We start from the raw sequence: 25,889 nt of genomic DNA on the forward strand, positions 1-25,889 counted from the left end.
GTGACTTCTGCAGTACCGACACCGCCCGAGCCCGTCGTCGACAAGCGTCCCGAGTCGATCTTCACGATAGGGACCAGGCTCGAGGACCGACTCGGACGAACCGGCACCATCCACACACCGCACGGCGATATCGCGACGCCGTCGTTCGTGGCCGTCGGAACCAAGGCCACGGTCAAGGCTGTGTTGCCCGAGTCCATGAAGGAACTCGGTGCGCAGTCGTTGCTCGCCAACGCGTACCACCTGTACCTGCAGCCGGGACCCGACATCGTCGACGAGGCCGGCGGGCTGGGCAAGTTCATGAACTGGGACGGGCCCACCTTCACCGACAGTGGCGGCTTCCAGGTCATGTCGCTGGGCGTCGGGTTCAAGAAGGTGCTCGCGATGGAGGCCGTCGGCGTGCAGTCCGACGACGTCATCGCGAAGGGCAAAGAGCGCCTCGCGACGGTCGACGACGAGGGTGTGACGTTCAAATCGCACCTCGACGGCAGCAAGCATCGCTTCACCCCCGAGGTGTCGATGCAGATTCAGCATCAGCTCGGCGCCGACATCATGTTCGCGTTCGACGAGCTCACCACGTTGCTCAACACCCGCGGCTATCAGGAGCGATCGGTCGAGCGCACGCAGGCGTGGGCGATTCGCTGCATCAACGAGCACGAGAAGCTCACCGCTGAACGCGCCGACAAGCCCTACCAGGCGCTTTTCGGTGTCATCCAAGGTGCGCAGTACGAGGATCTGCGTCGTCAGGCCTGCCGTGGCCTCGAATCGATCGAAGGCGAGAACGGATACGGCTTCGACGGTTACGGCATCGGTGGTGCCTTGGAGAAGCAGAACCTCGGAACGATCGTGCGCTGGTGCAACGAGGAACTACCCGAGAACAAGCCACGTCACATGCTCGGTATCAGTGAACCGGACGACTTCTTCGTCGCAATCGAGAACGGTGCGGACACTTTCGACTGCGTCAATCCGTCGCGTGTTGCTCGCAATGCAGCGATCTACGTCCGCTCCGGCCGGTTCAACATCAACACCAGCCGTTTCCGTCGTGACTTCACACCTATCGACGACGAGTGCGACTGCTACACCTGCGCCAACTACACCCGCGCGTACATCCACCATCTGTTCAAGGCGAAGGAAATGCTCGCGTCGACACTCTGCACCATCCACAACGAGCGATTCACCGTGAAGCTGGTCGACGACATCCGAGCCAGCATCGAAGGCGGCTACTTCCACGACTTCAAGTCGGACATGCTCGGAAAGTTCTACGCGGCGAAGACGCCTGCACCTCAGGCGTAGGTCGGTTCGCGCTTCTTCACGTAAGCGATGACGCGGTAGGTGATCGGCATGACCAGCACCTCGACAAGCGTCTTCCACAGGAAGCCGACCAGCACGTAATTGATGAAGTCTTCCCAGGTGCTGATGCCGATGACACCGGCCGCGATGGAACAGAAGATGAGGGTGTCGGCGAATTCGCCGACGACGGTCGAGCCGATCAGGCGCGCCCACAGGTGCTTCTCCTGCATACGCTTCTTCATCATCACCAGGACCAGTGAGTTCAACAGCTGGCCGACGAGGTAGGCGGCCAAGCCTGCGACCAGTAGCCGAGGAATAACGCCGACCACGGTCTCGAGGGCAGCCTGGTTCTCGTAGAACTCCGCTGACGGGAGTTGCACTGCAATCCAGAAGCACGCAGCGGCAAGAATCAGTGCGCCGAAGCCCAGGTAGATCGCGCGTCGGGTCGCCTTGAAGCCGTAGACCTCGCTGAGCACGTCACCGAGGACGTAGGCGAGCGGGAACAAGAAGAATCCACCGTCGGTGATGATGGGCAGAATCTGTAAGGGACCGAGCGAGAAGTCGGAATCCGCAAAGAAGGCGACCCCCTTGGTCGCCGCCACATTCGAGATCAGCAGCGTTGCGGTGAAGAGCGCGACGATTGTCGGGTAATAACCCCGGCTGACGTGCGCAAATTTGGTTTCTTGGGTCGATTCGTCTTGCTGATCCTGAGCTGTCACGTCCGTCATCCAAGCACCACAAGGCGCTCGGATGCGAGTTGGCGACCGTCCAGTTGCGCAGAACACACCGAAGGCCCTGCGGTTTCACGTGGAACCGCAGGGCCTTCGAGGTATGTAAACGAACTGATCAGGCAGCTACCGGACCGCCGGTCAGTACGCGATATGCGTAGGTACTGGCGATCAGCGCGACGGGCGCCGTCACCAGTAGTCCGATTCCACACAGCAGTGCACCGACGATGTTGATACCGATCAGAGCGAGCGCCAGCAGGATCAAGGTTCCGACGTTCGACGAGGTCAACGCATAGCTCGACTTGATGCCGGAAATCGCATCCTGGTTCTTGTCCACGATGAAGGTCAGCGTGTAGTAGAGCAGGAACGCCGCGATGATGCCGGGAATTATGCAGAGCGCCAAACCGACGTAGGTAGCTACGGCTACAAGGAAACCGCCGAGGACAACCGCACCGATGTTGGTGAATTGGAAGAAGGTGCCGAAGGCCGGCTTGATTCCGTCCAATTCGCTCAATGCTCCACGAAGGAATGCGGCTTGGATGATGTAGCCGACGACTGCAGTGACCAATCCGCCCACGATCGACAGCGCGTTGAACTCGGTGTTGGTGTAGTCGAAGCCGTTGAACGCGCCCTGGATCAGTCCGGCGATCACAAACGCGATGAGCGAGATCCCGATCCAGACGAGCGCATTGTCTTTGAATTTGTTCCAGCCGTACGTAATTGCTGCACCCACGGAAAGCTGGGGGCCGCCGAAACCTGCGCCGTAGTCATTCGGAGGCGGAGGCGGGAAGTTGCCACCCCCGGGAGGAGGCGGGTACCCGCCGGGCGGCGGATAGTTTCCGCCGGGAGGGGGATAGTTTCCGCCCTGGGGTGGCGGTGGGTATCCACCGGGCGGCGGGTAATTGCCACCTTGAGGCGGAGGCGGGTAGCTACCGCCCTGTGGAGGCCCGGCCGGAGGGGGATAGCTTCCGGGAGGGGGTGCTCCCTGCTGGCCGTACGGATCCTGGGGTGGGAATTGCTTCCCATCCTCTGGGTTCTGGTTGGGGTCGTGCCCACCGGTTGTCATATTCCTACCTAGCCCTTGACTACCTGAGTTCCACCAGCGAGCTCGTCATGCTTGCCCTGCTTGGTGGGGCTGTTGTTGATGGTGACTGCGATGACGATGTACGCAACCAGCGCGAGGATTCCGCCGATGATCGGAATGATCGAGAGCAAAGTGAAAGCGTTGCGAATCGCAGACTGCTGGACTGAGGGGCGAGGTGCGCCGCCCGGACCGTGTACTGAAAGGCCCAGAATCATCTTTCCCAAAGTCCGACCCTGCGTCACTTCCATTGCGATGAAGTACGCGAAGGTCAGAATTCCCGAGAACAGCCCCGAGACCAGAATCAAGCTGTCGGAGTCACTGACCAACAGAGCCAGAATCGCGGCGATGATGCCGACGATGATGCCGTCGATGATGCGGGCACCGAGTCGAATCCACAGATCGCCCGGCTGAGCGCCCGAAGGCAGCCGGTTTCCTCCGCCGTACGCACCTTGGTCGTTGAACTGCGGAGGAGGCGGGAAGTTTCCGCCCTGGGGCGGCGGCGGGTATCCACCGGGAGGCGGGTAGTTGCCACCCTGAGGAGGCGGGAAGTTTCCGCCCTGCGGAGGTGGGTAGCTTCCGCCCTGCGGGGGGCCGGCGGGAGGTGGGTAACTTCCGGGAGGAGGTGTTCCCTGCTGGCCATATGGATCCTGGGGTGGGAATTGCTTCCCGCCTTCTGGATTCTGGTTGGGGTCGTACCCGCCGGTTGTCATGTGTTCCCCTCAGTCGTAAATATCGCGCTCGAGTGTGACAGTGGATATGACCCTACTGGGATCAAAGAGCGATGTGGATGACATCTGCTCACTTGGATTCGGAGGTCACCTGTGGTTTAGGCTGCGTTGTATGACGAGTTCCGGGGGCAACAACGACGATTCTTCGAGCGATTACCAGGCAAAACCTGGATACGGAGAATTTCCGAGCCTGCCTTCTGAGGGGTACGGCGTGTCCCCGTCCGAAACGCAGTCTTCACCTGAAATTCCCGGATATACCACTCCCAACGAGCAGTACCCGGGTTACCCACCGCCGTCGTACAACCCCACCGGCAATACGCCTGAGCCGGGTGGAATTGGTGAACCAAACCCATATCTGCCGCCGCAGACCTTCAATCCACCTAATCAATACCCGGCCAATCAATATCAGCAACCCGGACAATATGGACAGGCTCAGTACGGTCAGCCGCCGAACCCGTACGGTCAACCGAATCAATTCGCGGGCGGGTACGCACCGCCGATGCGGCCGGTCGGTACCAATGGTCTGGCAATTGCATCGCTGGTTGTGTCGCTTGCGGGCGGTTGCTTTTACAGTCTCGGCGGAATCGTCGGGATCATTCTGGGAATTGTCGCGCTCAACCAGATCAAGCAGACAGGTCAAGAGGGACGCGGTCTCGCGATTGCCGGAATTGCGGTCGGAGCGACTTTCTTGGCGATCTTTGCCGTGATTCTTGTGGTCGCACTCATAGCAAGTGCATCGTCGCCGTACTGAAGTGGCGCCGTACTGAAGTGCGCAGCGCTCACACGGGCGTGACGATGGATGACGCGGGGAGCGGCTTCCCGAAGTAATAGCCCTGGCCCATATCGCAGCCGGCTCTCGAGACGTTGGCTGCGTGTTCGGCGGTTTCGACGCCCTCTGCGATCGAATCAAGCCCGAGCTTGCGGGCGATGTCGGCGATGGACTCCATGACCATGAAAGCGCGATCTCCAGCACGACCCGCTGCGCTGACGGCCCATGTCAACGATTGGTCGATCTTGAGAATGTCGAGCGGCAATTCCGACAACGCGGAGAACGACGCGAAGCCCGCCCCGAAATCATCGAGGGCAATTCGAATTCCTTCGTTGTGCAGGATGTGAAGAGTGTCCGCGGCATGCCTACCTACGACGCCGAGTTCGGTGACTTCGACGATAATTCTGCTCAGTGGCGTTTCTGAACTGTCGAGTGCTCCGAGGATCTCGTGAGCGGCGTGCGGCGTCGCGAGTTGGCGAGGCGAAAAGTTGACCGCAACCATCATGTGCTCAGGCCACGACGCTGTTTGGGCGCAAATCATATCCAGAGCTTGTAATCCGATGGGAATGATGAGTCCGGAAGATTCGGCGGAGCGCATGAAATCTTGAGGTTCGATCAACCCTCGGAGTGGATGGCGCCACCGCAAAAGTGCTTCGTAGCTGACAATTGCTGACGAGTTCAGATTGACCTGGGGTTGATACAACACCTCGAATTGATGGTCGTCGAGTGCCTCGCGAAGCTCGCGGACCATGCGTATTCCTTTTCGTCCTGAGTCGCCCGTGCCGCACGTGCGTGTCAGCGTGGATGCTGCAAGTGGGTACTGCGGTCGGATTCCAGGTTCAGATCCGGGGTGTGGTTTTGCAGGGACCACTCGCCCTGAATTGCCTTCGCCAGTCTCGACCGTACTTCACTATTTGGAAATTGCCAACGAATAGCTATTGCGGACCGCTTTGTCATATCGGACAATCGAGCTTTTGTCCCCGACAAGGCGCTGATTGATACTTCACTTACTTTGCCGGGAAAATCCACGGGTTCCGGGGGATCTTGCGAGAGTCGAATCGATCCGCCAATAGCGGAGGCGTGACAACTTCGCCGGGTTCGGCGAGACCGATGCTCGACGCGATCATCGTCAGAACCTGTTCGGCACTGCGTCCGGCTTCGAGTTGATCTGCCAGGGTCACTGCGCCATCGCGCTTCGCGAGTCGTTTGCCTTCACTGTTCAACGCGAGAGGAACGTGAGCGTACGACGGTGGTTCGATGTCGAGCAGTTGGGCAAGGTACGCCTGACGCGGCGCCGAGGTGAGGAGGTCGTCGCCGCGGACGACTTGATCGATGTTCTGGGCGCCGTCGTCGACGACTACTGCGAGGTTGTAGGCGGGTACTCCGTCTCCGCGGAGCAGGACGACGTCGTCGACTTGCCTCGTCACCTCGCCGAACAGTGCGTCGTGCACGGTGAATGAATCGATATCTGCCCGAAGTCTCAGCGCCGGGGATCGTCCGCTTGCCGATCTGTCGGCGCGTTCGGCGTCCGACAGGTTTCGGCACGTGCCAGGGTAGGCGCCATCGGGAGCATGGGGAGCGGACGGCGCCTGCAGGATCTCTTTGCGTGTGCAGAAGCAAGGGTAGGTCAGGTTGCGCTCGCGCAACCGGTCGATAGCCTTGTGGTACAAGGGAAGACGGTGTGACTGTAGGACGACCGGGCCGTCCCACGTAAGGCCGAGCCTGCGCAGATCGTCGAGTTGTCGTTCCATCGCGCCGGGGCGAACACGGTCGAGATCCTCGACGCGAATGAGGAAATCGCGCCCGCTGGTGCGGGCGAACAGCCAGGCTAGAAGGGCGGTACGGAGGTTTCCCAGATGGAGATCGCCGGACGGACTCGGCGCGAAGCGCCCTGCTCCTGCCACGTCAGCTGGCGAGCACGACGGAGGTGGGCAGATTCTCGGCGTCGTGCAGGGTGAGGCGGATCTGGGTTTCCAAAGCGTGATCGAGGTACTGCGGTGGATACATGGCGGGGCTTCCGAGTGCGTCGAGTGCCAAACCGTTGACGGTTGAAAGTAGAAGTGCCGCTCTGGTTTCAGCTTCCGGAGTGCCGATTCCGATCAAGACGGTCGAGATGCCGGTGCGGATCGTGAACAGAGTTGTCCGGCGGATCTCGGAGAGTGACTCACTGGTTGCGGCGCGCACGGCAAAGGCGGCGAGCACATGTGCCTCGCGCGTACGTTGCTCGTCGAGGGGCAACAGTTGCGAGAGCGCTTGGAACAGGGAGGCATGTGGGTCCGCGTCGGCGGACGACTCGGCCAGTCGCGTCAACAATCGATCGACGAGGGTTCGCAGTGCGAACGCGAACATCTCGTCCTTGGTCGAGAAGTGATGTTGCACTGCGCCGATCGAGACGCCCGCCCGTTTTGCGACCTCGCGAACGCTGGCATTTTCCAGTCCGGATTCCGCGGCGACGTCGAACAATGCCGCCGCAAGCAGGTCTGGACTCGTGGAGGATTTTCGGCGTTCCGGCATACCGCGACATTACCTGTGTATGGAAGTAATGCCCACGTCAGGGGTGCTTTTTCAGGCCTTCCGGCCCAGGAAGGCAAGGAGTTTCGTTGCTTTGTCAGCGTTGTCCGGAACCGGAATTTCAGGGCCACACACACCGCTCATGCGGATCGACTCGCCGAGGCCCGCTGCGATCTCCGAGACCCACTCCACGTCCGTGTCGCGCATCGTCGTATCGGTGCCCGTTGCGGCTGCGAGGTCCCAACCGTGGATGACCAGATCGAAGCACAGGAAGCCCTCGACCGTGGCCCCGAGGTTGGTCCGGCCGAAGTGCCCGTCGTACTCGAGGGTGGACTTCGACGGATCGTCGAGAATGGCCTGCATCGAATCGCGGACGGCCGCCCAGGCTGCTGACGGGTCGTCGTCGACCGACGGACCGGATGCCAGTTCCAGGCCGACAACCTTGACCATGTCTCGTTCGCTGTCGAGTACGTGTCTCACGACGTCGCGAGCGGTCCAGCCTTCGCAGGGGGAATTGTCGTCCCATCGATCGGCGGGTACGGCGTCGATCCGCGCCGTGAATCCGGCGGCAAGATCCCGATAACGCTGGGCGGGGGAGATCTCTGTTGAAGTCATGACGTCAATCCTTCTCCACAGCGGCGCGTCGTGATTGATTATTTCGGACATTCACTCGATCTCCGGGGCCTCCGCCCAGATGTCCATCGGTACGACACCGGCGCTCTTACCTTCGTCATCGAGAAGGCGGCCCACTCTTTTCATCGATCGCAGCACCACCGATCTGTTCAGCACCACCAGACCCGGCGCCTCTTGGGCGAGTTGTACCTCGGTAATGGGGGTTTCACGCAGGGAATGAGCGGCGATCGCGAGCAGTGTGTTGGCGCGGCCGCCGGATATACGCATACACACCCGTGTCCCCGGCACTCGTTCCACCAGCGCACGAATCGTCGACCGGTCCGTGGGATCGACATATCCCCACACCCAGGTGACGAGGGGCCAACCGGACAGCGGTAGCGAGACGTCGCAGCGGAACACGATTTGGTTGCGTGAGGTGAGTTCGGCAAGTCGCCGCCTGACCGTACTTTCGCTGAGTCCGGTGCCGACGGTGAGCTCGGCAATCGAGGATCGACCGTCCTCGCCCAGTTTCAATATCAATTGGCGATCGACGGCGTCGAACGTCTTCCCGTGATGGCGCTGATCCGTCGGCGCATATTTGTAACGCACAGGCCGGTCTGTCATGACCGTTCGCTGAGTGGCATCGAGTACCTGCAATTTCCAGTCGTCTCCGATCGCGAAGACCTCGGTGACGAGGTGTGCACGCGAACTGACGATTCCGGGTACCGACGCGAGCGACCGAAGCAGGAAGCGCGACAGGAAAGCCATGTCTCTGACCTCGACGAGAAGAGTCAAGTCGCCTGGGCCGCTTGTGTGTTCGACGCTCAGAACGTGCGGCCAGCGGGCAAGTCGTTCCGCGATCGTCAAGGCGTACGAAGTCGTGCAGTCGACTTCGACGAAAGCCAGACACGATTCCGGACGGCCGTGGCCGGTTGCCCGCGCGGAGACCCAGGCGGTGCCGGAGTCCTGTAGCCGCTGCCAGCGGCGTGCGACGGTGACCGGATCGACTTTGAGTGCGTCACCTACCGTGCGCCACGACGCTCGCGGGTCGAGCTGCAGGCAATTGATCAGGGCGAGGTCTATGTCGTCGAGTACGGCGGAATCCTGCGTTTCTTCGATCATCGTGCAAGTATCGTGCATCTTCACTGTGTCTGGGATCACTTCATTCATGCTCGAAGGCAGAACGCGGTGGCGAGAGTCACCGCGTTCCTGCTGGGAGAGGAGAACCCTGATGCCGTCCACCACGTTGTCCACCGTTCCGACCGAGAGAACCCTCGATTGGGTGCAGCGCCTCATCGAGATAGATACGACAAGTTCCGTGAGCAATCGACCGTTGATCGATCTTCTCGCTGCAGAACTGCGTCGCCACGGGGTCGAGCCGATACTTGTTCCCGACGACGAGGGGACGAAGCTCAATCTGTTGGCCACGTTCACCCCTCCTGACGGAAGTACTGCCGGTGGTGTGATGTTTTCCGGTCACACAGACGTTGTGCCGGTCGACGGTCAGGATTGGAGCAGCGACCCTTTCACTCCTGACATTCGCGACGGAAGTCTGTACGGGCGCGGCACGTGCGACATGAAGTCGTTCATCGGGATCGTCGTCGCGGCGATCCCCGACATCGTTGCTCGGCCGCTGTCGACGCCGATTCACTTTGCCTTCTCCTACGACGAAGAAGTCGGCTGCATCGGTGCAGCCGGGTTGGTCGAAGAGGTTGTTGCCCGGAACCTGCGCCCCGATGTGTGTGTCGTCGGAGAGCCGTCGGAGATGCGCGTCATTCGCGCACACAAGTCGATGAATGTCATACGTGTTGATCTGCATGGTGTTTCGGCGCACTCGTCGCTCACTCCGCAAGGAGTCAATGCAATCGAATACGGTGCCGAGTTGATTCGATTCGTCAGAAACAGTGCCGACGAACTCCGGGCGTCCGGCCCGTACGACGACGCATTCGACGTGGCCTGGACGACCTGCTCGGTCAATCTCGTGTCCGGCGGAATAGCGGTGAACACAGTGCCCGAGGATTGCTCGATCACTTTCGAGTTCAGGAGCATCAGTACAGCCGGCGCCGCGGATCTGCTCGAACGCTTTGCCGCCGAGACGAATCGGATCGAGAACCTGATGCAGGAAGAAAACCCGTCGGCCTCCGTGACGATGCACGTCTCGGCCTCGGTTCCTCCTTTGGAGACGGATGCGAATGCTTCGGCGGCCGCACTGGTCGAACAATGGGGTGGCCTGCCCTCGGACGAAAAGGTCGCGTACGCCACCGAGGCCGGGATGTTCGCGAGCATCGGTATCCCCACTGTCGTGTGCGGGCCGGGAAGCATCGCCCAAGCGCATGCACCCGACGAGTACGTGACACTTGACCAGTTGGCACAGTGCGAGCAGTTCGTTCGGAGCGTCATCGCTCACGCCCGCGCCTGATACACCCTCACCCCTAAGGAAAACCATGTCCACGGCAACTACGCCAACCTCCGGAACTGTCACCCCGGAACGCCTGGCCGCTGCTCGCAAGGCGGTGATCAGCAGCTCACTCGGCGCTGCGCTCGAATGGTTCGACGTCATCGTCTACGCGTCATTCGCAGTGGTCATCGCCCATAACTTCTTTCCCGGCGGCGACAACACACTCGGCCTGATACTGACGTTCGCGACGTTCGCGATCTCGTACGTCATCCGCCCGCTCGGCGGGATGGTTCTCGGCAGCTACGCAGATCGTCGCGGGCGCAAGAATGCCCTGACGTTGACGATGATGCTCATGATGATCGGCACCCTCATCATGGCCGTGGCGCCGACGACCTCGATGATCGGGCCGTGGGCCGGCGTCGTCATCCTGGTTTCGCGACTCATTCAAGGGTTCTCTGCCGGCGGTGAATTCGGCACTGCCACAACCTTCCTCGTGGAAACAGCGCCCCACAAGAAGGCGTTCTATTCTTCCTGGCAGGTCGCCAGTCAGGGCGCCTCTGTTTTCCTGGCATCGTTGTTCGGATACATGCTCAACACCCATCTTTCGCATGAAGCGCTCTACTCGTGGGGCTGGCGCGTTCCGTTCTTCTTCGGCATCATCGTCGGGCCGGTCGGTCTCTACATCCGTGCCAAGCTCGATGAAACGGACGATTTCAAGACGAGCGTTCCGGAGAAGGCTCCGCTGAAGACGACGCTGACCAGGCATCTCGGCCGGGTGCTGACTGGTGCCGCAGTAGTGGGCGTCGCGACTATCTCGATCTACCTCATCTTGTACATGCCGACGTTTGCCGTGAAGAACCTCGGAGTTTCCGCCTCTGCCGGCTATCTCGGCGGCATCGTCGCCGGACTGGTCACCTTGATCACCGTGCCGTTGATCGGGCATCTTGCAGACCGGGTCGGACCTGCGAGAGTTATGACCTGGGCCTCCGTTGCGGCAATCGTCTTGGCCTGGCCGCTCTTCAAATTGATGGTCGATCACCCGTCGACTCTGACGCTCGTCCTGGTTGTTTCGGTCCTGGGTGTCATCATGGCGTTTGCCTTCGGTCCCTTGCCCGCCCTGATGAGTTCGCTGTTCCCGGCGGAGATCCGGGCTACCGGAATGTCTTTGTCGTACAACCTCGGCGTGACCTTGCTCGGCGGAATCGCGCCGTTGGTCTTGACCTGGTTGATCAGTACAACAGGCTCGCTCGACGCTCCGAGCTACTACTACATGACCGTCGCAGTGCTCTCCCTCGGCGGTCTGTGGTCTGCCAGGACGCTTTTCAGCCAGAAGTGACGGCGGGGGAGCGCGGAAGCGATTACGCGACCGCGTCTCCCTCTGCTAGCGCAACGACGGTATCCGACCCATGCCAGTCGGGGGCTTGAGTTCGGAGTAGAGCTGCCGGGGTCAGTGAAGAGATTCGGCGGCATTCACGAGTCAAGTGGGCCTGATCGCTGAATCCGCAGTGCGCTGCGGATTCAGCGAGTCCCAGCGCGGGTCGACTGCGAGCGAGCGCCATGAAGCGCTGGAGGCGCAGGATCGAGCGCAGCGTTGCCGGGCCGTATCCGAAGGCGTCGTTGCATCGACGTTGGAGTTGGCGCGAAGTCAGTGCCGCCGCGTCGGCGAGAGAGCTGACATTCCACGAATGTTCGGACAGTGCGGTGCGAACGTGGTTGATCACCGGATCGTGCCGGAAACTCGAACTTGCCCAACTCCGGACAGCGCTCTCGAGAATGGCGACCTGTTCGTGGTCTTCGGAATTCTCCAAGCGGTTCAACAGTATTCGTTCGGTGCGTGCGTCGGTTACATCGCTGAGATCGGCGCGAGAATCCCGAAGCTCGGACGCAGAGGTTCGCAACATGGGCGATGCCGATCCCGGGCGGAATCGAACACCCACGGAGCGTGTTCCGGGCGGAAGAGTAAATGACCACGCAGCGGTTTCGGGGCCACAGACGCGTATGCCGACGCCACGTATCCACAGCACGTCCATGCAGGCATCGGGCACGAGGAGGTGTTCACCTTCTGCACACGCCGTCCAGCCGCACACCAAAATGTCGGAGAGATCCGAAGCGACCGATTGTGGTGTGTACCAACCCATGAGAACAGCCTATCGAGGGGCTCCGACACGAAGGCGATTTCAGTCGACCGGGCCGAAGCGGTATCCGAACCCCCGGATGGTTTTGATGTATTTCGGTTTCGCGGGATTGGATTCGAGTTTGGATCGCAGGCTGAGAATGGTCGCGTCGACCACACGCGTCTTTTCGTGGTCGGAACCCCAGACGTTTCGGATCAGGTGATCACGCGAGTACACGCGCCCAGGCTCGGTCGACAGTTCCAGGAGTACCCGCCATTCGGTCCGGCTGAGAACCAGCAGCTTTCCACCCATCGTCGCCGTCATCGCACGTCGATCGAGGAGCAGGTCACCGTGACGTTGGTGCTTGCCGGGGGCGGGATGTGCGGTTTCACGAAGGATCGCCGTGACCCGAAGATCGAGCGCGTGAGAATCAATACAAAGTCCGAAACAGCGCCATGTGGTGCTTCGTCGATGTCCTCGTGGGTGTCCACCAACATCATGATCGGCATCGAACTGCGCAAGCGGATCTGTCGTGCAATCTCGTAGCCGTCGATGTCCGGTAACAGGAGATCGATCACGGCGATATCGAAACTGTCGGTGTCGAGGTCGTCCAATAGGCGGCGCCCGGTGCGGACGAGCTGTGTTTGATGACCGAAATGAACTAATTCGGTCCCGAGTGTCCGGGCAAGCTCCGAACGGTCGGTAGCTGCAAGTATCAAGCTCACGTGAAATCCTCCCCCCGAAGGTGTTACTAGTCGTAACAGCGTGCATTGTGGCAGATCATCTATCGCATGGCCACAAGAAGGTGGCTGATCGAAAGTTACGGGGATCGGGGGCGTTCGTCGCTAGACTTCTTTCATGGGCACTCTGTTCGCGTTGACGCTGCCAGGCTTGCTCGTGCTGCTGGTCCTGTTTGCATTCGCGGAGACTCTCTGGAACCGGCTCACCGGTGGTCGGGCACTGCCGTGGACTCGGGGACGCACGACTCGTCCGGTCTCGGCAGCAGGCTTCGAAGAGGTTGCTGCCCTGTTTCAGGGCTCCAAGCATCATGAATTCGAGCAACGGCAGAGTGCATTGATGCATCGTGAGGACGGAACCGACGGTGATCCGCCGTGGGTGTCCGTCGATCCGGAAGCCAACAAGGTCGTTCTCCGTCGACGGAGTTGACAGTCGGCGGAGTTGACCGTCGCCAGGCTCAGGCCCAGTGGCCGGGGCGGGTAAGCGAATCGGGAAGCGTGGTAGCCGAATCGCCGATCGCCGCGTTGATCTGGAATTGAGTGAGAAAGATACTGCCGCGGAGTTTTGCGCCGCGAATGTCGGTGCCGCGTAAGTCTGCACCGATCAGATCGGCTCGATCGAGATCGCAGCCGCGCAGGTCTGCCCCGATCAGATAACTGCCGCGAAAGTTGGCCCCACGCAGGTCGGAACCACGGAATCTGGCGCCGATGAGGTCTGCGCCACGGTGGTCGAGTTTGCGCCCCTTCTTGCCCGAGACCTGTGAGCGCACAAGGTCACTCGTCTGCAAGAGCAGTGTGTTCACTGCCGCCCGGTGTGCCGAGACGTCGACGCCTCGAACCTGCGAAGGCGTGCCGTTGGTCAGGCTTTCCGTCTCTGCGAGTGCCGCGTCGAGTTCCTTCCGAATCGAGTGGGTCTGCTTCAGTGAGCGGGCTTCGGTGAGATACCAGAGGAGTTCGTGCAACTGGCGTAGAACAGGGAAGGTTTCGAACATGTCTGACGCGGTCTCCGGGGCATCTCGCCAACTGATGCCGTCGTAGGTATGCTGCGAAACCTTCTGTCCCGCACCGAAACAGTCGTAGACGGTGCAACCGGTGAAGCCCTTCTTTCGCAATCCGGTGTGAATGCCGCAGCGGAAATCCTGCTGCAGGTTTTTACAGGGGTCGCCTGCATTCTTGTTGGTCGCGAAGTCGGAGGACTTGGAAAAGGGGAGTGCGACGCAGCACAGGCCGAAGCAATTGCTGCAATCCGCGAGCAGATTGGTCTGGCCGGCAATCACGCGCACTCCTGATTGTTGGGGTGGACGGAAAGTGTGTCTTCGGGTTCGTGAGTCTGTCAAACGAAATTGCGTGGTTCTGAAGCAGTCGATGCGCTGCTAGGCTGCTTTTTCGCATGTCGATTCGAAGCCGGGGGGCTTGGGTGGGGAACGAAATACTGCAAGCAGATGCCGAGTTGTTACGGGCCTTGTCCGAGGCCGTGCGAGACCAAAGCGCCGTGATTGCCGGCATCGAGGTGTCCGGAATCCTTGCTGACGCGGCAGCTGCGAGGCCCGGTTCGGCTAGCGGCTCGGCCGCCGTGCGGGCCGGTGACCCGATTACCGCCAGATACCGCGCTACCTCGGCGATGCTGACGTCGATGACTGACGCCGCGCAATCCAGCGCAGACAGCTATGACGCTGTCGAAGTCGCTTTCCGGAACCGATTGGTGACCTACCAGGCGCCTGTGTAGATGGCGACAATCTCTCAGGTCCGCGCGTGGAATCCAACTGCTTTCGCTACCGCCGCTACGGCTTTGGAGCGGAGGAACCGCGACTTCTCTCACGCGGTGGAAGCGGCACACCGCTCCGGCTCTTGCCGGGATGGGCCACGTGATCGCCGGACTAGGAGCGCCATGACCAACGCAACTCGACGCGGTAGAGCACTCGGCTCGGGCAGTATCGCGGTGGCAGTGCTGCTGTCGGCGTGTGCGACGACGGAGAACGGAAAAGTGATGGAAGCCGACATGAATCTGACCCGCGCACAGGCACAGGCCAAGGTGATCGAGTATCTGACCGAGACGATCGCGGTACTGCCGCCGGGTGCCTACCTGACGCGGTATTCCGAGCTGAGCAAGAAAGTCACACTCAGCCCGGGTGGCGTCGTCCCGTGCAACGACAGCAATCTGTCGAAGGACACATCCGTGGACTACGGCGTGATGTATTTCCTCGAGTCTTCTGACGCTGCGAGCATTCCAAGTTTCGGCGACACGATCCGCAGCCTGTGGACTGAGCGCGGCTGGAAGTTTCGAACGTACGACTCCGCCGGGGACACGACGAGCACCGAAACCATTTTGCCGGATGGATATCGGATGGTCTTCGACGAGCATCCACGCGGGGCAGGCCTGAGCGGATCGTCGCCGTGTTTCTCCCGACCCGAAGCGTCGGATCATCCGAATGCGCCCGTGCAGATCGATCAGCCATGACCGGACCCGCGTCCTCGCTTCCGGAGTTGACTGTCCTTGCCCGCCAAGCCGACATCGAGGTCGGGAAGGTTCGCGCCCGCGCAGATGCTGGAGGTGGGGCCGTCAGCGTCGAAGTCGACGCGTACGGTGCGATCACCGACCTGCAATTGACCGAGAGTTGCCTTCGGGCCGGCGCCGCTGCACTCTCCGACGCGATCACACAGTCCCACCGAACCGCTTGCGCGGCAGCAGCGGCGGCCGCGCAGGAACTTCGCGCACCTCTCCTCCGCGACTCTCGTGTCGTCAGGGCTATGGAGGCGTTCAATCAGGTGCCGGCCGCACCCGAGACCTATCTGCAGCGACGAGCTAGCCGTGCACCGGTCGACGACGACCCACCTTTCGGTGGCGGTTCGTTCATGGGGCGTGCCTGAACCCTGGCAAAAAAGAACCCCTGTGAACCGCTTCTCAGCAGTCCACAGGGGTTCCTTTGGCGGAGGATAGGGGATTTGAACCCCTGAGGGCGTTAACCCAACCCGCGTTCCAGGCGAGCGCCATAGGCCACTAGGCGAATCCTCCGTGGAGCAGCATACCCAATTGCGGGCGCGAAGCGTTAAACGGGTGCCTGAGCTGCGAAGAACCAGTGGATCGCGGGGTTCGCATCTCCGCCCCGGTAGGTGGTGTGCAGCGGCCGACGAAAGCCGTCTACACTGTTCATTGGATCCCGCGCGGCGCGCATCCTGTGAACTCCCCCAGGGCCGGAAGGCAGCAAGGGTCAACGGGCTCTGCCGGGTGCGCGGGGTCCTCTATTTTTTCACATACCCGACCCCGCCTCGTCGGTGAAAGGCCGCTCCGGATGCCTATCCAAACCCAGATCGGGTTGATGAGCCATGAAGAACTCACCTCCGAGCATGAGAGCCAGAGCGCGAAGTACACGCAGCTCCAGGCGCAGAAGCTCGCACTCGATCTGACCCGCGGTAAGCCTTCCCCGGAACAACTCGACCTTTCCGCAGAGCTTCTGACGCTGCCCGGCGACGGTGATTTCCGAGATGCAAGCGGCACCGACTGCCGTAACTACGGCGGACTCACCGGTCTGCCGGAACTGCGCGCCATCTTCGGTGAGCTGTTGGGTATCCCCGTTGCGAACCTTCTCGCCGGGAACAACGCGAGCCTCGAGATCATGCACGACAACGTCGTGTTCTCACTGCTTCACGGCACACCTGATTCGGCCCGGCCGTGGGCACAGGAAGAGAAGATCAAATTCCTCTGCCCCGCACCCGGCTACGACCGCCACTTCGCGATCACCGAGTCCCTCGGTATCGAGATGATCGCGGTGCCGATGAATCACGACGGCCCCGACGTCGTGAAGATCGCTGAACTCGTCGCGTCAGATCCGCAGATCAAGGGCATGTGGGCGGTTCCGGTCTACGCGAACCCCACCGGTGCCGTGTACTCCGAAGAAATTGTCCGGACGCTCGCGTCGATGCCGACGGCTGCGCCCGATTTCCGCCTGTACTGGGATAACGCCTATGCCGTGCATCCGCTTGTCGGCGAGACTGCGCCGTCCTACGACATTCTCTCGATGGCTGCAGAGGCCGGACACCCCAACCGTCCGCTCGTGTTCGCGTCGACGTCCAAGATCACTTTTGCCGGCGCGGGTGTGAGCTTCTTCGGTGGCTCGGCGGAGAACCTTGCCTGGTACCAGAAGTTCCTGGGTAAGAAGAGCATCGGACCGGACAAGGTCAATCAGCTTCGCCACCTGCGTTTCTTCGGCAATGCCGACGGCGTTCGTGCGCACATGGAGAAGCATCGCGCGTTCCTGGCGCCCAAGTTCGAGCTCGTACTGCGAATCCTCGAGGATCGTCTCGGTGCGTCGAAGGTCGCGTCCTGGACCGAGCCGAAGGGCGGATACTTCATCAGCCTCGACGTGGTCGACGGCACGGCCAGGCGGGTCATCGAACTGGCGAAGAACGCGGGTATCGCGCTCACTGCGGCCGGTTCTGCTTTCCCGTACAGCACGGATCCGGACGACCGGAACATCCGGTTGGCCCCGAGTTTCCCGTCCACGGCTGAACTCGAAGTTGCCATGGACGGCGTGGCTACGTGTGTCCTGCTGGCTGCCACCGAATCGCGTCTCTCCGAGATCTGAGTTCTCGAAGCGGCGTGCCCGGTCGGTACTTTTCGGTCTTGTCTTGTACCGTTCGGAGCATCAATTCCCGACATAGGGTGTAAATCCCGGAGGTTGTAGTGACGGGCGCGATCAACGCTTCGGATGGGCCTTCTTTCGAGGCACACACCGCGAATTCAGAGTCGGTCATCGAAGCTGACATTCCGCGTCGCAGTCTTCGTGTCGGTGTTCTCGGATTCTCTGTGCTCGGTGTTCTGGCAGTCGCGTCCGTGCTTATGGTTCTGTTCGCCGTGCCGATGAATACGCGGTACTGGGGGATCTTCGAAAACTTCCTCGATCTCGACGTCTACCGCCACGGCGGGAGTGTCGTGGTTCAGGGCCTTCCGCTGTACGACGGTCCGGTTCTGCAGGGAATGATGTTCACGTACACGCCGTTTGCGGCTTTGCTGTTCACGGTGTGGGCGGTGCTCTCGTTCAAACAGGCGATTGTCGTGTGGACAGGTTTGAACATCGCGGCGTTGTTCGCGGTGATCGTGTTGTGCTGGAAGTACCTCGGCTACCGGCTCGACGTGAAGGCCTACGCCGTCAGTGCGTTGGCCACCACGATCTTCCTGTTCATGGAACCGATACGTACGACGCTCTGGCTCGGGCAGATCAACATCTTCCTGCTGCTCCTGATCGTGTGGGACCTCGGTCGGGACGAGAAGAGTCGGCTCCGAGGAATCGGGGCAGGCATCGCCGCCGGCGTGAAGCTCACTCCGGCCTTCTTCTGGGCGTACCTCTTCATCACTCGTCAATGGCGTGCGTTGGTGACGGCCGTCGTGACGTTCGCGGCGACCGTCGCGATCGGCTTCGTCGTGATCTACAACGATGCGTACAAGTACTGGACCGGCACCCTCGTCGACAGCGAACGCGTCGGACCGACGGATGCTCCGAGCAACCAGTCCGTGTCCGGACTGATCGCCCAACTCACGCACACTCCGGAGCCGTCGAAGGCCCTGGTTCTCGTCTTCAGTGCGCTGGCGGTGTGCCTCGGACTCGGAGCGGCGTGGGTTGCGCATCGGCACGGTCAGAAATTGCTCGGCCTCACCATGACTGGGTTGACTGCGACCACCGTCTCGCCGTTCTCATGGGGTCATCACTGGGTATGGTTCGTCCCGCTGGTCGTCCTCGCCGCGCACTACGCGATGGTGTCGAAGAAGCGTTTGGCGTGGGTAGCGCCGTTCGTGTTCCTGCTCCCGGTCTTGAACTGGTCTCACACCTGGTGGGACCCGTCGGTCATTCCCGGTACGGATCGCTTTGTCGGCATGGGCTTGTTCATGTTCGTGCCGCCCGAGTATCTGCGTATTCCGACCGTCGGCGTCTACCTGTGGGTCTTCACGCTTGCCGCGGTCTCGACCTTGGTTCTGTTCGGCTGGAAGAAGTGGAAGATTCCGGCGCCGGATGCGTCGGCGCCGGTCACAACTGCCCCTTGACGTGGCAGTATCGGACTCATGGCACTTCAACTGAACCTTGTCGGTGACCCCGAAGCCGATGCTCTCCTGGCCGAAGACCCGTTGGCGTTGTTGATCGGAATGCTTCTCGATCAACAGGTTCCGATGGAAACGGCCTTCCTCGGTCCGAAGAAGCTGGCGGATCGGCTCAGCGGCATCGACGTCAGGCGAATCGCCGACATGGACACCGACGAGTTCATCTCGATCTGTGCCGAGCCTCCGGCTGTGCACCGATTCCCGAAGTCGATGGGCGAGCGTATCCAGCTCATGTGCCAGTTCATCGTCGAGAACTACGACGGCGACACCGCCGCGATCTGGACTTCGGGAAATCCCGACGGCAAGGAAGTGCTGAAGCGGCTCAAGGCACTGCCCGGCTACGGCGACCAGAAAGCCCGGATCTTCTTGGCGTTGCTCGGCAAACAGATCGGCGTCGAGCCGAAAGGTTGGCGTCAAGCGGCCGGCGACTACGGGCTCGAAGGTTCGAGGCGCTCGATTGCAGACGTGGTCGACGAGCAGTCCTTGCTCGAGGTCCGTGAGTTCAAGAAGGCCGCAAAGGCAGCAGCGAAGGCCGACAAGAAGTAGGCCGCTTTCAGGATTTCCGGGGCCCGCTCGCACGCACTACTTTCATCAGGTCGCCTGCGGGGCCCTCGAGCTGACGCGGCGGACGCCACACTGCACGCAGGGATCGGTCGAGCTCCAAGCCTTCGACGGCTACGACCCGGAGCTCTCCCTTCTGCACCTGATCCGCGACGGCCAGCGTGCTCAGTACCGCCGGACCGACGCCACCGAGCACGCTGGTTCGAATCGCGGCCGAACTACCCAGTTCCAACAACGGTGCACCGCGCTCGTATTCGTGTAACGCCAGGTCGAGAGTTGTTCTCGTTCCCGATCCGGGCTCACGCACCAGCAGCGGTGTCGCTGCCAGTTCGGCGACGGTCAGGGGCTTTCGTCGACGCGTCCATGGATGGTCCGGATGAACGACCACGACCAGCGAGTCACGCGCGACGGTGACGCTGGACAGGGTCTTCGGAGCGGTCGGGGACTCGACGAATCCGAGGTCACACATTCCTACTTCGACGGCTTCGAGTACGCGTGTCGAGTTGTAGACCTGGAGGTGGACGGTGACACCGGGATGCAGCGATCGAAAGACGCCGAGCCAGGCCGGGATCAGATGTTCGGCGACGGTCATGCTGGCGCAGACGGTCAATTCCGCCGATCGTTCGGTCCGCATCCCTTCGGCGACGTCGAGAAGCTGCCTCGAGTTGGCGAGGACGCGGCGCGCCCAGTGGACGATGACGGTCCCCTGCGGAGTCAAGGTTGCCCCCGTCGACTTTCGGTGTATGAGTGGCATCCCGAGCTGCCGCTCGAGGGCTTTGACGGCGCGGCTGGCATTCGGCTGTGCGATGTGAGCCAGACGGCTTGCAGCACTGAGGCTTCCATGATCGTCGATACCGACAAGTAGCTCGAGAGTGGTGAGGTCGGGCCACCTTCTGGTCATGCAGACAGGCTATACCCAGCACCCTTTCCATATCGATCTGATATGCCGTCGTGGTGGAACTCGCCCTACCGGGACGATGATGGCTGAAGGACTCTGGATGGGTGAACCGTGATGTGAAGTCCGTGGCCGAGAAACCCGCAGTCGCCCCTTCGTCAGAAGTGCGACGGTGGTCGAACCTCGCCGCATTGACGCCCGGAGTTGCGTTGTGCGCCTTGGGGGCTGCGGTCGCACTGGTAGCCGGTCGGTTCACCTCCGCCGTGAGTCCGCTGCTGATTGCGATTGTCGCGGGTGCGGCGTTGGCGAATACCGTTGCCTTGCCGGCAAAACTCCAACCTGGTCTGGCATTCTCGGCGAAACGACTACTTCGGGTCGGGATCGCTCTGCTCGGGCTGCAATTGATGTTCTCCGACATCATCGGTTTGGGTTGGGGAGTGATCGCGGTTGTGGTGGCGATAGTGTTCCTCGGTATCGCCGGGACCATGTATGCCGGAAAGCTTCTGGGATTGAGTTGGTCGCAGAGGATTCTGATTGCCTGCGGCTTCTCGATCTGTGGCGCTGCCGCTGTGGCTGCGGCAGACGGTGTTGTGAATGCGCGGGAGGAAGAGTTGCTGACCGCCGTAGCGTTGGTGGTGATCTTCGGAACTCTGATGATTCCGACAATCCCATTGTTGGCCAATGCTTTCGGTATGAGCGAGATTGGCGCAGGCATGTGGGCCGGTGGGTCGATCCACGAAGTCGCGCAAGTAGTGGCTTCAGGCAGCGCTCTCGGCGCCACCGCGTTGGGTGTCGCGACCGTCGTGAAACTTGCGCGCGTGTTGATGCTGGCGCCGGTCATGGCGTTTCTGAGTATCCGGCAACGCACGATGGTCGACAACACTGCCACCAAGCGTCCCCCGCTGATTCCGTTGTTCGTTGTGGCATTCATCGGTTGCATGGGTTTGCGCTCCACCGGAATATTGCCGAATGAGTTTCTCGGATTGGCGAAGACTGTGCAGACGGCGCTGTTGGCTGCTGCGATGTTCGCTCTCGGGTTGGGAGTGCGGTTGAGCGTCATTCGTGGCGTGGGTGCCCGACCATTCGTGCTGGCCGCGATTTCCACCGTGTGGGTGGCGACGATCGCCTACGTCGGAGTCGTGCTGGTCAGCTGATCGAGCGGTGAGCCCGCCATGCGCTCGGGCTCATCGAGAACTGAGTGCGAAACCAGCGCGAGAAGCTACCCTGCGTCGAAAACCCCAGGTGTACCGCCACTTCGGTCAAAGAATAGCGAGGATTGGCGACAAATCGTTCCGCGAGGGTGCTTCGGACCGAATTGAGAACGGCAGTGAACGTATCTCCGGATTCGGCGAGATGGCGGTGCAGTGTCCGCCGGTCGAATCCGAGGCTTCGTGCTACCTGCTCGACCGAGCAGCGGCCGGTCGGAAGCAGAACTTCGATCAATTCCTTGGTGCGGCTGAGTGTGTCGGAGGTTTCCGATGCGGGAAGTGAGTCGAGGAACTGGCGAGCGTACGGCCGGAGCAACTCGTCGGACAGTTGGTTTGCCGCATCCAGGTCGGCGGCGAAGAAAACGATTCCGGTGAATTCGTGATCGAATTCCACGGGGTCGCCGAGGATTCGTCGATGCGTGCTCGTATCTTTCGGGGCATTGTGCGTGAATCCCACGCTGACCGGATGCCATCGAGAACCCAGAAAACTTCGCAGGATCTGCAGCGTCGCGCCGACTGCGAGTTCGACGCTCTGTCTGGTGTCGACCGGCTCGCCGACCTCGAGCGAGATTCGCAGGGTGGCGAGTCCGTTGACCTCGTTCAATCGGATGCGCAATGACTCGTTGTACGTGTGCTCGTATCGCATCAATACGTCGAGTGCGCTCCTGACGTCTGGTTCTTCCCTGATGACCAAGCTGAGGGGACCGAGATTGGACAGTCGACGCAGGCCGGCGAGTAGAAGCCCGAAGTCTTCGTGTCCGGACTCCGCTGCCGATCGCTCCAGGAGCGATGCGATGGAGGCGGCCGGTACCCATTGGTCCGGGTTCGCCAGACTTGCCGGGCTCAGGCCGACACTTCATCAGGGCCACAGCGTTGACGTCCACTGTTCGGCACAGGTCGACGTAGCGGTTCAGTGATGCGTAACGGGCGAGTGGCTTCATGGGGCCTCCTTTACTCGATGTCCCGAAATGTTGTGTTGCGTGTCTCGTCAAGTTAAGCATGTGAGCCGGATCTCACATAGTTTTGGTCACATCAGTTCGGCACGACCGCGAAGTCGAGCACCGACTTCTGGAAGTTGTTGCGTACGAATGCAGCTCGACCGCAATCGAGTCGAGTCCGCCCACAGAATTGGAGAGCATCGATGGCAAACGCCATTCGGTTCCACGAGATCGGCACACCGTCCGTCATGCGTTGGGAAGAGATCGAGATAGGGCGACCGGGCGTCGGAGAGGTTCGAGTTCGCCATGAAGCGGTGGGGTTGAACTTCGCCGACACCTACTTTCGAAGCGGCCTCTACCCTGCGCAATTGCCTGCCGGGATGGGCGTTGAGGGTGCCGGCGTGGTCGAAGAGATCGCCGAGGGAGTCGTCGATTTTGCAGTGGGGGACCGCGTGACCTACACCGGCAGTCCGCTGGGTGCGTACGCCACCGAGCGGATCATGGCGTCGTCCGACCTGATCGCGCTTCCCGACGGCATTGCCTTCGGCACCGCGGCCGCCATGACCATGCGAGGGTTGACTGCCGCATACCTTCTGCGTCGCATCTACCCGTTGAAAGCGGGGGACACCGTGTTGCTGCATGCTGCGGCCGGTGGTGTCGGACTGATCTTCACCCAGTGGGCAAAACTGTTGGGAATCAAAGTGATCGGCACGGTTTCGAGCGACGAGAAGGCGAGCGTCGCCCGAGCGCACGGGTGCGATGAAGTCGTCATCTACACCCGCGAGGACGTCGTCGCACGTGTCAAGGAGATCACCGGGGGCGTCGGCGTGCCGGTTGTCTACGACAGTATCGGGCAATCCACCTTCGACATCTCACTCGATTGCCTTGCCAGGCGCGGGCTGCTGGTGTGCTTCGGAACGGCCTCCGGACCGACTCCGCCGATTCAGGCAATGCAGTTGGCAGTCAAGGGATCTCTTTTCCTCACACGTCCGGCTCTTGCCGATTACATCGCGGATCCCGAAGAACGTGCCGAACTGGCGGGAGAACTGTTCTCCCACGTCGAGTCCGGGCGAATCAAGATCGAGATCAACCAGCGATACCCCCTCGAAGATGCGGTGCGTGCGCACCACGACATGGAGTCCGGTCGCAGTATCGGTTCCTCCGTCTTCTCCGTCTGAACCGAAACAGCACTTCCAAGAGGAATTGTCATGACCAACACCGCAACGCTGACAGAAAACCTTCCCTCGTCGACGAGTACGATCCGCGTCGAGAAATTGACCTGTTCGATCGGGGCAGAGTTGTCCGGGGTGGATCTCGGCGAGGTCGCGCGAGATGATGCACTCTTTGCCCAAATCAAGGGATTGTTGCTCGAACACAAGGTTCTGTTCTTTCGTGACCAGAACTTCTCCAGAGCCGAGCACGTTGAACTTGCCCAGCGATTCGGTGAACTCGAGGATCATCCGGCCCTGGGCAGCGACCCCGACCACCCAGGTCTGGTCCGCATCTACAAAGACCTGGACAGCCCGCCGGAGCACTTCGAGAATGCGTATCACTGCGACGCCACCTGGCGCGTCAACCCGCCCATGGGATGTGTATTGCGTTGTGTGGAAACACCTCCTGTCGGCGGCGACACGATTTGGGTGAACATGGCACTCGCCTACGAGAATCTGTCGGCGCGGGTCAAGGACCAGATCAAGGATCTGCGTGCCAGGCACAGTATCGAGTCGACCTTCGGCGCTCGGATGCCGATCGATCAGCGGCACCAGCTGAAGGAACGCTTTCCCGACGCCGAACACCCCGTGGTACGAACACATCCGGAGACCGGCGAGAAGATTCTCTTCGTCAATTCCTTCGCCACACACCTCGTGAACTATCACACGCCCGAGAACGTCCGCTACGGAATCGATTACGCCCCCGGCGCCGGGAATCTGCTCACCTACCTGGCTAGCCAGGCTCAGATTCCCGAGTACCAGGTTCGGTGGCGCTGGACCGAGAACAGCGTCGCGATCTGGGACAACCGTTCGACACAGCACTACGCGGTGCAGGACTACTGGCCTGCTGTTCGAAAGATGGAGCGCGCCGGAATCGTCGGCGACGCACCGTTCTGATCTCTCTTCCCAGCCCCGAAGAAAATTCATTCACTCGATCGGAGTCACGCTATGCATTTCCACGACGATTCACTGTTCCCCGAAACCCAGGACAAGCTTGTCATCACCGTTGCTCCCTACGGACCGGAGTGGGAGCCGGACGATTTTGCGGAAGACCTACCGCTGTCGATGGACGAGCACGTCCAGCAAGCCGTCGACTGCTTCAACGCCGGTGCCACCGTTCTCCACATCCACGTGCGTGAACTCGACGGCAAGGGCTCGAAGCGTCTGTCGAAGTTCAACGAGCTTCTCGGCCGCCTGCGTGAGGCCGTTCCCGAGATGATTCTGCAGGTCGGCGGCTCGATTTCGTTTGCCCCGGAGGGGGAAGGCGCCGATGCGAAGTGGTTGTCCGACGACGTGCGCCACATGCTTGCGGAATTGGAGCCGGCTCCCGATCAGGTGACGATCGCGATCAACACCAGCCAGATGAACATCATGGAACTGATGACCGACGACGACATCGCGGGTACGTCGATGCAACGTCCGGAATTGGCGGACACGTATCGGGAAATGACCGTGCCCGCCGGTCCGGAGTGGGTGGCAGAGCACCTGCGACGGCTGCAGGCCGCCGGAATCCAGCCGCACTTCCAGTTGTCGAGCATTCCGCAGCTCGAAACGGTGGAGCGGTTGATCCGACGCGGCATCTACACCGGCCCGGTCAACCTCACGTGGGTGGCAATCGGCGGCGGCTTCGACGGCCCCAACCCGTACAACATGATGAACTTCGTCCAGCGGGTTCCCGACGGTGCCTGCCTGACGCTGGAAACGCTGATGCGTAGCGTCCTGCCGGTGAACACGATGGCGATCGCGATGGGCCTGCACGCTCGTTGTGGCAACGAGGACACCATCTGGGGCCGCAAGGGCGAGAAGATGACATCGGTGCAGCAGATCGAGCAGTTGGTGCGCATTGCAGGCGAATTGGGCCGTGAGGTGGCGACCGCGAAGGAAGCTCGGGACATCTACCGGATCGGTGAGACGTATGCCGACACCGACGAGACGTTGGCGAAGCTGGGTTATGCACCCAACCGCCGTATCGGCCAGCTGGGATTCACGCAGCACGCCTGAGTTCGCCCCCTCTCGT

The 25,889-nt window shown here is 61.1% G+C and carries 28 protein-coding genes, 1 tRNA gene, 1 other RNA gene and 1 pseudogene; 16 read left to right on the plus strand and 15 right to left on the minus strand.

Going from position 1 to position 25,889, the window contains the following annotated elements; genetic code table 11:
• A complete protein-coding gene (tgt, locus tag I7X09_RS14840; RefSeq protein ID WP_200317528.1) occupies positions 1 to 1,290 on the plus strand; it encodes a tRNA guanosine(34) transglycosylase Tgt in 1,290 nt (429 codons plus the stop codon).
• On the opposite strand, the gene I7X09_RS14845 is transcribed toward tgt, so the two are convergent.
• From I7X09_RS14845 to I7X09_RS29755, 3 genes are all read right to left on the minus strand, one after another.
• A complete protein-coding gene (locus tag I7X09_RS14845) occupies positions 1,281 to 2,015 on the minus strand; it encodes a queuosine precursor transporter (RefSeq protein WP_166813165.1) in 735 nt (244 codons plus the stop codon). The genes tgt and I7X09_RS14845 overlap by 10 nt on opposite strands.
• 118 nt (positions 2,016 to 2,133) lie before the next feature.
• A complete protein-coding gene (locus tag I7X09_RS29665) occupies positions 2,134 to 2,748 on the minus strand; it encodes a hypothetical protein (RefSeq protein WP_095969577.1) in 615 nt (204 codons plus the stop codon).
• Positions 2,749 to 3,089: 341 nt separating this feature from the next.
• On the minus strand, positions 3,090 to 3,809 hold the full coding sequence (locus I7X09_RS29755) for an RDD family protein (protein WP_378377144.1): 720 nt from the start codon (positions 3,807 to 3,809) through the stop codon (positions 3,090 to 3,092).
• 130 nt (positions 3,810 to 3,939) lie between these two features.
• Here I7X09_RS29755 and I7X09_RS14860 point away from each other — a divergent pair, with 130 nt between their 5' ends.
• Positions 3,940 to 4,578, plus strand: coding sequence for a DUF4190 domain-containing protein (locus I7X09_RS14860; RefSeq protein WP_200317857.1), 639 nt, complete (start codon positions 3,940 to 3,942; stop codon positions 4,576 to 4,578).
• 28 nt (positions 4,579 to 4,606) lie between these two features.
• Here I7X09_RS14860 and I7X09_RS14865 read toward each other — a convergent pair whose 3' ends face one another.
• The 5 genes from I7X09_RS14865 to I7X09_RS14885 all read right to left on the minus strand — a co-directional run bounded on the left by I7X09_RS14865 (position 4,607) and on the right by I7X09_RS14885 (position 8,841).
• Positions 4,607 to 5,347 (minus strand): EAL domain-containing protein, encoded by a 741-nt coding sequence (locus I7X09_RS14865; protein ID WP_200317530.1) that lies wholly within the window; start codon positions 5,345 to 5,347, stop codon positions 4,607 to 4,609.
• A gap of 256 nt (positions 5,348 to 5,603) precedes the next feature.
• A complete protein-coding gene (gluQRS, locus tag I7X09_RS14870; RefSeq protein ID WP_200317532.1) occupies positions 5,604 to 6,500 on the minus strand; it encodes a tRNA glutamyl-Q(34) synthetase GluQRS in 897 nt (298 codons plus the stop codon).
• 1 nt (position 6,501) lies between these two features.
• Positions 6,502 to 7,110, minus strand: a complete 609-nt coding sequence (locus I7X09_RS14875; RefSeq protein ID WP_095969581.1) for a TetR/AcrR family transcriptional regulator — start codon at positions 7,108 to 7,110, stop codon at positions 6,502 to 6,504.
• A gap of 51 nt (positions 7,111 to 7,161) precedes the next feature.
• Positions 7,162 to 7,722 (minus strand): TIGR03086 family metal-binding protein, encoded by a 561-nt coding sequence (locus I7X09_RS14880; RefSeq protein WP_200317534.1) that lies wholly within the window; start codon positions 7,720 to 7,722, stop codon positions 7,162 to 7,164.
• Between the two features lie 51 nt (positions 7,723 to 7,773).
• Positions 7,774 to 8,841 (minus strand): Lrp/AsnC family transcriptional regulator, encoded by a 1,068-nt coding sequence (locus tag I7X09_RS14885; RefSeq protein ID WP_206029666.1) that lies wholly within the window; start codon positions 8,839 to 8,841, stop codon positions 7,774 to 7,776.
• Between the two features lie 109 nt (positions 8,842 to 8,950).
• Between I7X09_RS14885 and argE the strand changes: the two genes are divergently transcribed.
• Complete coding sequence (argE, locus tag I7X09_RS14890) at positions 8,951 to 10,138, plus strand: acetylornithine deacetylase (protein WP_200317536.1); 1,188 nt, start codon at positions 8,951 to 8,953, stop codon at positions 10,136 to 10,138.
• A 25-nt stretch (positions 10,139 to 10,163) separates the two neighbouring features.
• Complete coding sequence (locus I7X09_RS14895) at positions 10,164 to 11,453, plus strand: MFS transporter (RefSeq protein ID WP_124566689.1); 1,290 nt, start codon at positions 10,164 to 10,166, stop codon at positions 11,451 to 11,453.
• Between the two features lie 22 nt (positions 11,454 to 11,475).
• Here I7X09_RS14895 and I7X09_RS14900 read toward each other — a convergent pair whose 3' ends face one another.
• From I7X09_RS14900 to I7X09_RS29425, 3 genes are read right to left on the minus strand one after another with little or no spacing between them, the layout of a single operon-like run.
• A complete protein-coding gene (locus I7X09_RS14900) occupies positions 11,476 to 12,255 on the minus strand; it encodes a helix-turn-helix domain-containing protein (RefSeq protein ID WP_095969584.1) in 780 nt (259 codons plus the stop codon).
• 39 nt (positions 12,256 to 12,294) lie between these two features.
• Positions 12,295 to 12,555, minus strand: coding sequence for a winged helix-turn-helix domain-containing protein (locus I7X09_RS29420; protein WP_234036929.1), 261 nt, complete (start codon positions 12,553 to 12,555; stop codon positions 12,295 to 12,297).
• On the minus strand, positions 12,552 to 12,956 hold the full coding sequence (locus I7X09_RS29425; protein WP_234036930.1) for a response regulator: 405 nt from the start codon (positions 12,954 to 12,956) through the stop codon (positions 12,552 to 12,554). The genes I7X09_RS29420 and I7X09_RS29425 overlap by 4 nt, the downstream gene beginning before the upstream one ends.
• A gap of 133 nt (positions 12,957 to 13,089) precedes the next feature.
• On the opposite strand from I7X09_RS29425, the gene I7X09_RS14910 reads away from it, so the two are divergent.
• On the plus strand, positions 13,090 to 13,398 hold the full coding sequence (locus I7X09_RS14910) for a DUF6191 domain-containing protein (RefSeq protein ID WP_007731580.1): 309 nt from the start codon (positions 13,090 to 13,092) through the stop codon (positions 13,396 to 13,398).
• A 28-nt stretch (positions 13,399 to 13,426) separates the two neighbouring features.
• On the opposite strand, the gene I7X09_RS14915 is transcribed toward I7X09_RS14910, so the two are convergent.
• Positions 13,427 to 14,245 carry a pentapeptide repeat-containing protein gene (locus tag I7X09_RS14915; RefSeq protein WP_200317538.1) on the minus strand — a complete coding sequence of 273 codons (819 nt, stop codon included), beginning with the start codon at positions 14,243 to 14,245 and terminating at the stop codon, positions 13,427 to 13,429.
• 140 nt (positions 14,246 to 14,385) lie between these two features.
• Between I7X09_RS14915 and I7X09_RS14920 the strand changes: the two genes are divergently transcribed.
• From I7X09_RS14920 to I7X09_RS14930, 3 genes are all read left to right on the plus strand, one after another.
• Positions 14,386 to 14,694, plus strand: coding sequence for a hypothetical protein (locus I7X09_RS14920; RefSeq protein WP_200317540.1), 309 nt, complete (start codon positions 14,386 to 14,388; stop codon positions 14,692 to 14,694).
• 162 nt (positions 14,695 to 14,856) lie between these two features.
• On the plus strand, positions 14,857 to 15,426 hold the full coding sequence (locus I7X09_RS14925) for a hypothetical protein (RefSeq protein ID WP_200317542.1): 570 nt from the start codon (positions 14,857 to 14,859) through the stop codon (positions 15,424 to 15,426).
• Complete coding sequence (locus I7X09_RS14930; RefSeq protein WP_200317550.1) at positions 15,423 to 15,836, plus strand: YbaB/EbfC family nucleoid-associated protein; 414 nt, start codon at positions 15,423 to 15,425, stop codon at positions 15,834 to 15,836. The genes I7X09_RS14925 and I7X09_RS14930 overlap by 4 nt, the downstream gene beginning before the upstream one ends.
• 57 nt (positions 15,837 to 15,893) lie before the next feature.
• Here I7X09_RS14930 and I7X09_RS14935 read toward each other — a convergent pair.
• A tRNA-Ser gene (locus tag I7X09_RS14935) sits at positions 15,894 to 15,981 on the minus strand.
• A gap of 136 nt (positions 15,982 to 16,117) precedes the next feature.
• Between I7X09_RS14935 and ffs the strand changes: the two genes are divergently transcribed.
• The 4 genes from ffs (at position 16,118) to I7X09_RS14955 (ending at position 19,605) form a co-directional block, all read left to right on the plus strand.
• Positions 16,118 to 16,217: signal recognition particle sRNA small type (gene ffs / locus I7X09_RS14940), an RNA gene on the plus strand.
• A 41-nt stretch (positions 16,218 to 16,258) separates the two neighbouring features.
• Positions 16,259 to 17,551 (plus strand): aminotransferase class I/II-fold pyridoxal phosphate-dependent enzyme, encoded by a 1,293-nt coding sequence (locus I7X09_RS14945; RefSeq protein ID WP_200317552.1) that lies wholly within the window; start codon positions 16,259 to 16,261, stop codon positions 17,549 to 17,551.
• Positions 17,552 to 17,649: 98 nt separating this feature from the next.
• A complete protein-coding gene (locus tag I7X09_RS14950) occupies positions 17,650 to 19,005 on the plus strand; it encodes a glycosyltransferase 87 family protein (protein WP_200317554.1) in 1,356 nt (451 codons plus the stop codon).
• Positions 19,006 to 19,023: 18 nt separating this feature from the next.
• Positions 19,024 to 19,605, plus strand: coding sequence for an HhH-GPD-type base excision DNA repair protein (locus I7X09_RS14955; RefSeq protein WP_200317556.1), 582 nt, complete (start codon positions 19,024 to 19,026; stop codon positions 19,603 to 19,605).
• Between the two features lie 7 nt (positions 19,606 to 19,612).
• Here I7X09_RS14955 and I7X09_RS14960 read toward each other — a convergent pair whose 3' ends face one another.
• Complete coding sequence (locus I7X09_RS14960; protein WP_200317558.1) at positions 19,613 to 20,521, minus strand: LysR family transcriptional regulator; 909 nt, start codon at positions 20,519 to 20,521, stop codon at positions 19,613 to 19,615.
• Between the two features lie 101 nt (positions 20,522 to 20,622).
• Here I7X09_RS14960 and I7X09_RS14965 point away from each other — a divergent pair, with 101 nt between their 5' ends.
• On the plus strand, positions 20,623 to 21,669 hold the full coding sequence (locus I7X09_RS14965; protein ID WP_200317560.1) for a YeiH family protein: 1,047 nt from the start codon (positions 20,623 to 20,625) through the stop codon (positions 21,667 to 21,669).
• On the opposite strand, the pseudogene I7X09_RS14970 reads toward I7X09_RS14965, so the two are convergent.
• Positions 21,662 to 22,664 (minus strand): annotated as a pseudogene (locus I7X09_RS14970) (AraC family transcriptional regulator). The gene I7X09_RS14965 and the pseudogene I7X09_RS14970 overlap by 8 nt on opposite strands.
• A 200-nt stretch (positions 22,665 to 22,864) precedes the next feature.
• On the opposite strand from I7X09_RS14970, the gene I7X09_RS14975 reads away from it, so the two are divergent.
• From I7X09_RS14975 to I7X09_RS14985, 3 genes are read left to right on the plus strand one after another with little or no spacing between them, the layout of a single operon-like run.
• Positions 22,865 to 23,839, plus strand: a complete 975-nt coding sequence (locus I7X09_RS14975) for a quinone oxidoreductase family protein (RefSeq protein ID WP_200317562.1) — start codon at positions 22,865 to 22,867, stop codon at positions 23,837 to 23,839.
• Positions 23,840 to 23,869: 30 nt separating this feature from the next.
• Positions 23,870 to 24,769: a TauD/TfdA dioxygenase family protein gene (locus tag I7X09_RS14980; RefSeq protein WP_166811946.1), complete on the plus strand. Its 900-nt coding sequence runs from the start codon at positions 23,870 to 23,872 to the stop codon at positions 24,767 to 24,769.
• A gap of 51 nt (positions 24,770 to 24,820) precedes the next feature.
• Positions 24,821 to 25,873 carry a 3-keto-5-aminohexanoate cleavage protein gene (locus I7X09_RS14985; RefSeq protein ID WP_003943988.1) on the plus strand — a complete coding sequence of 351 codons (1,053 nt, stop codon included), beginning with the start codon at positions 24,821 to 24,823 and terminating at the stop codon, positions 25,871 to 25,873.
• Positions 25,874 to 25,889 lie beyond the last annotated feature (16 nt).

Origin of the sequence: Rhodococcus sp. P-2 (genome assembly GCF_016598535.1) — a bacterium.
Taxonomy (GTDB): domain Bacteria; phylum Actinomycetota; class Actinomycetes; order Mycobacteriales; family Mycobacteriaceae; genus Rhodococcus_F; species Rhodococcus_F baikonurensis.

Excerpts from the sequence above, each read along its gene's own strand:
- I7X09_RS14930 (WP_200317550.1), top strand. The coding sequence starts at position 15,423 with ATGACCGGACCCGCGTCCTCGCTTCCGGAGTTGACTGTCCTTGCCCGC.
- I7X09_RS29755 (WP_378377144.1), bottom strand. The coding sequence starts at position 3,809 with ATGACAACCGGCGGGTACGACCCCAACCAGAATCCAGAAGGCGGGAAG.
- I7X09_RS14865 (WP_200317530.1), bottom strand. The coding sequence starts at position 5,347 with ATGGTCCGCGAGCTTCGCGAGGCACTCGACGACCATCAATTCGAGGTG.
- I7X09_RS14975 (WP_200317562.1), top strand. The coding sequence starts at position 22,865 with ATGGCAAACGCCATTCGGTTCCACGAGATCGGCACACCGTCCGTCATG.
- I7X09_RS29420 (WP_234036929.1), bottom strand. The coding sequence starts at position 12,555 with ATGACGGCGACGATGGGTGGAAAGCTGCTGGTTCTCAGCCGGACCGAA.
- I7X09_RS14960 (WP_200317558.1), bottom strand. The coding sequence starts at position 20,521 with ATGACCAGAAGGTGGCCCGACCTCACCACTCTCGAGCTACTTGTCGGT.
- I7X09_RS14910 (WP_007731580.1), top strand. The coding sequence starts at position 13,090 with ATGGGCACTCTGTTCGCGTTGACGCTGCCAGGCTTGCTCGTGCTGCTG.
- I7X09_RS14945 (WP_200317552.1), top strand. The coding sequence starts at position 16,259 with ATGCCTATCCAAACCCAGATCGGGTTGATGAGCCATGAAGAACTCACC.
- I7X09_RS14985 (WP_003943988.1), top strand. The coding sequence starts at position 24,821 with ATGCATTTCCACGACGATTCACTGTTCCCCGAAACCCAGGACAAGCTT.
- I7X09_RS14895 (WP_124566689.1), top strand. The coding sequence starts at position 10,164 with ATGTCCACGGCAACTACGCCAACCTCCGGAACTGTCACCCCGGAACGC.
- I7X09_RS14860 (WP_200317857.1), top strand. The coding sequence starts at position 3,940 with ATGACGAGTTCCGGGGGCAACAACGACGATTCTTCGAGCGATTACCAG.
- I7X09_RS14925 (WP_200317542.1), top strand. The coding sequence starts at position 14,857 with ATGACCAACGCAACTCGACGCGGTAGAGCACTCGGCTCGGGCAGTATC.
- I7X09_RS14885 (WP_206029666.1), bottom strand. The coding sequence starts at position 8,841 with ATGATCGAAGAAACGCAGGATTCCGCCGTACTCGACGACATAGACCTC.
- I7X09_RS14880 (WP_200317534.1), bottom strand. The coding sequence starts at position 7,722 with ATGACTTCAACAGAGATCTCCCCCGCCCAGCGTTATCGGGATCTTGCC.
- argE (WP_200317536.1), top strand. The coding sequence starts at position 8,951 with ATGCCGTCCACCACGTTGTCCACCGTTCCGACCGAGAGAACCCTCGAT.
- I7X09_RS14900 (WP_095969584.1), bottom strand. The coding sequence starts at position 12,255 with ATGGGTTGGTACACACCACAATCGGTCGCTTCGGATCTCTCCGACATT.
- I7X09_RS14955 (WP_200317556.1), top strand. The coding sequence starts at position 19,024 with ATGGCACTTCAACTGAACCTTGTCGGTGACCCCGAAGCCGATGCTCTC.
- I7X09_RS14845 (WP_166813165.1), bottom strand. The coding sequence starts at position 2,015 with ATGACGGACGTGACAGCTCAGGATCAGCAAGACGAATCGACCCAAGAA.
- I7X09_RS14875 (WP_095969581.1), bottom strand. The coding sequence starts at position 7,110 with ATGCCGGAACGCCGAAAATCCTCCACGAGTCCAGACCTGCTTGCGGCG.
- I7X09_RS14980 (WP_166811946.1), top strand. The coding sequence starts at position 23,870 with ATGACCAACACCGCAACGCTGACAGAAAACCTTCCCTCGTCGACGAGT.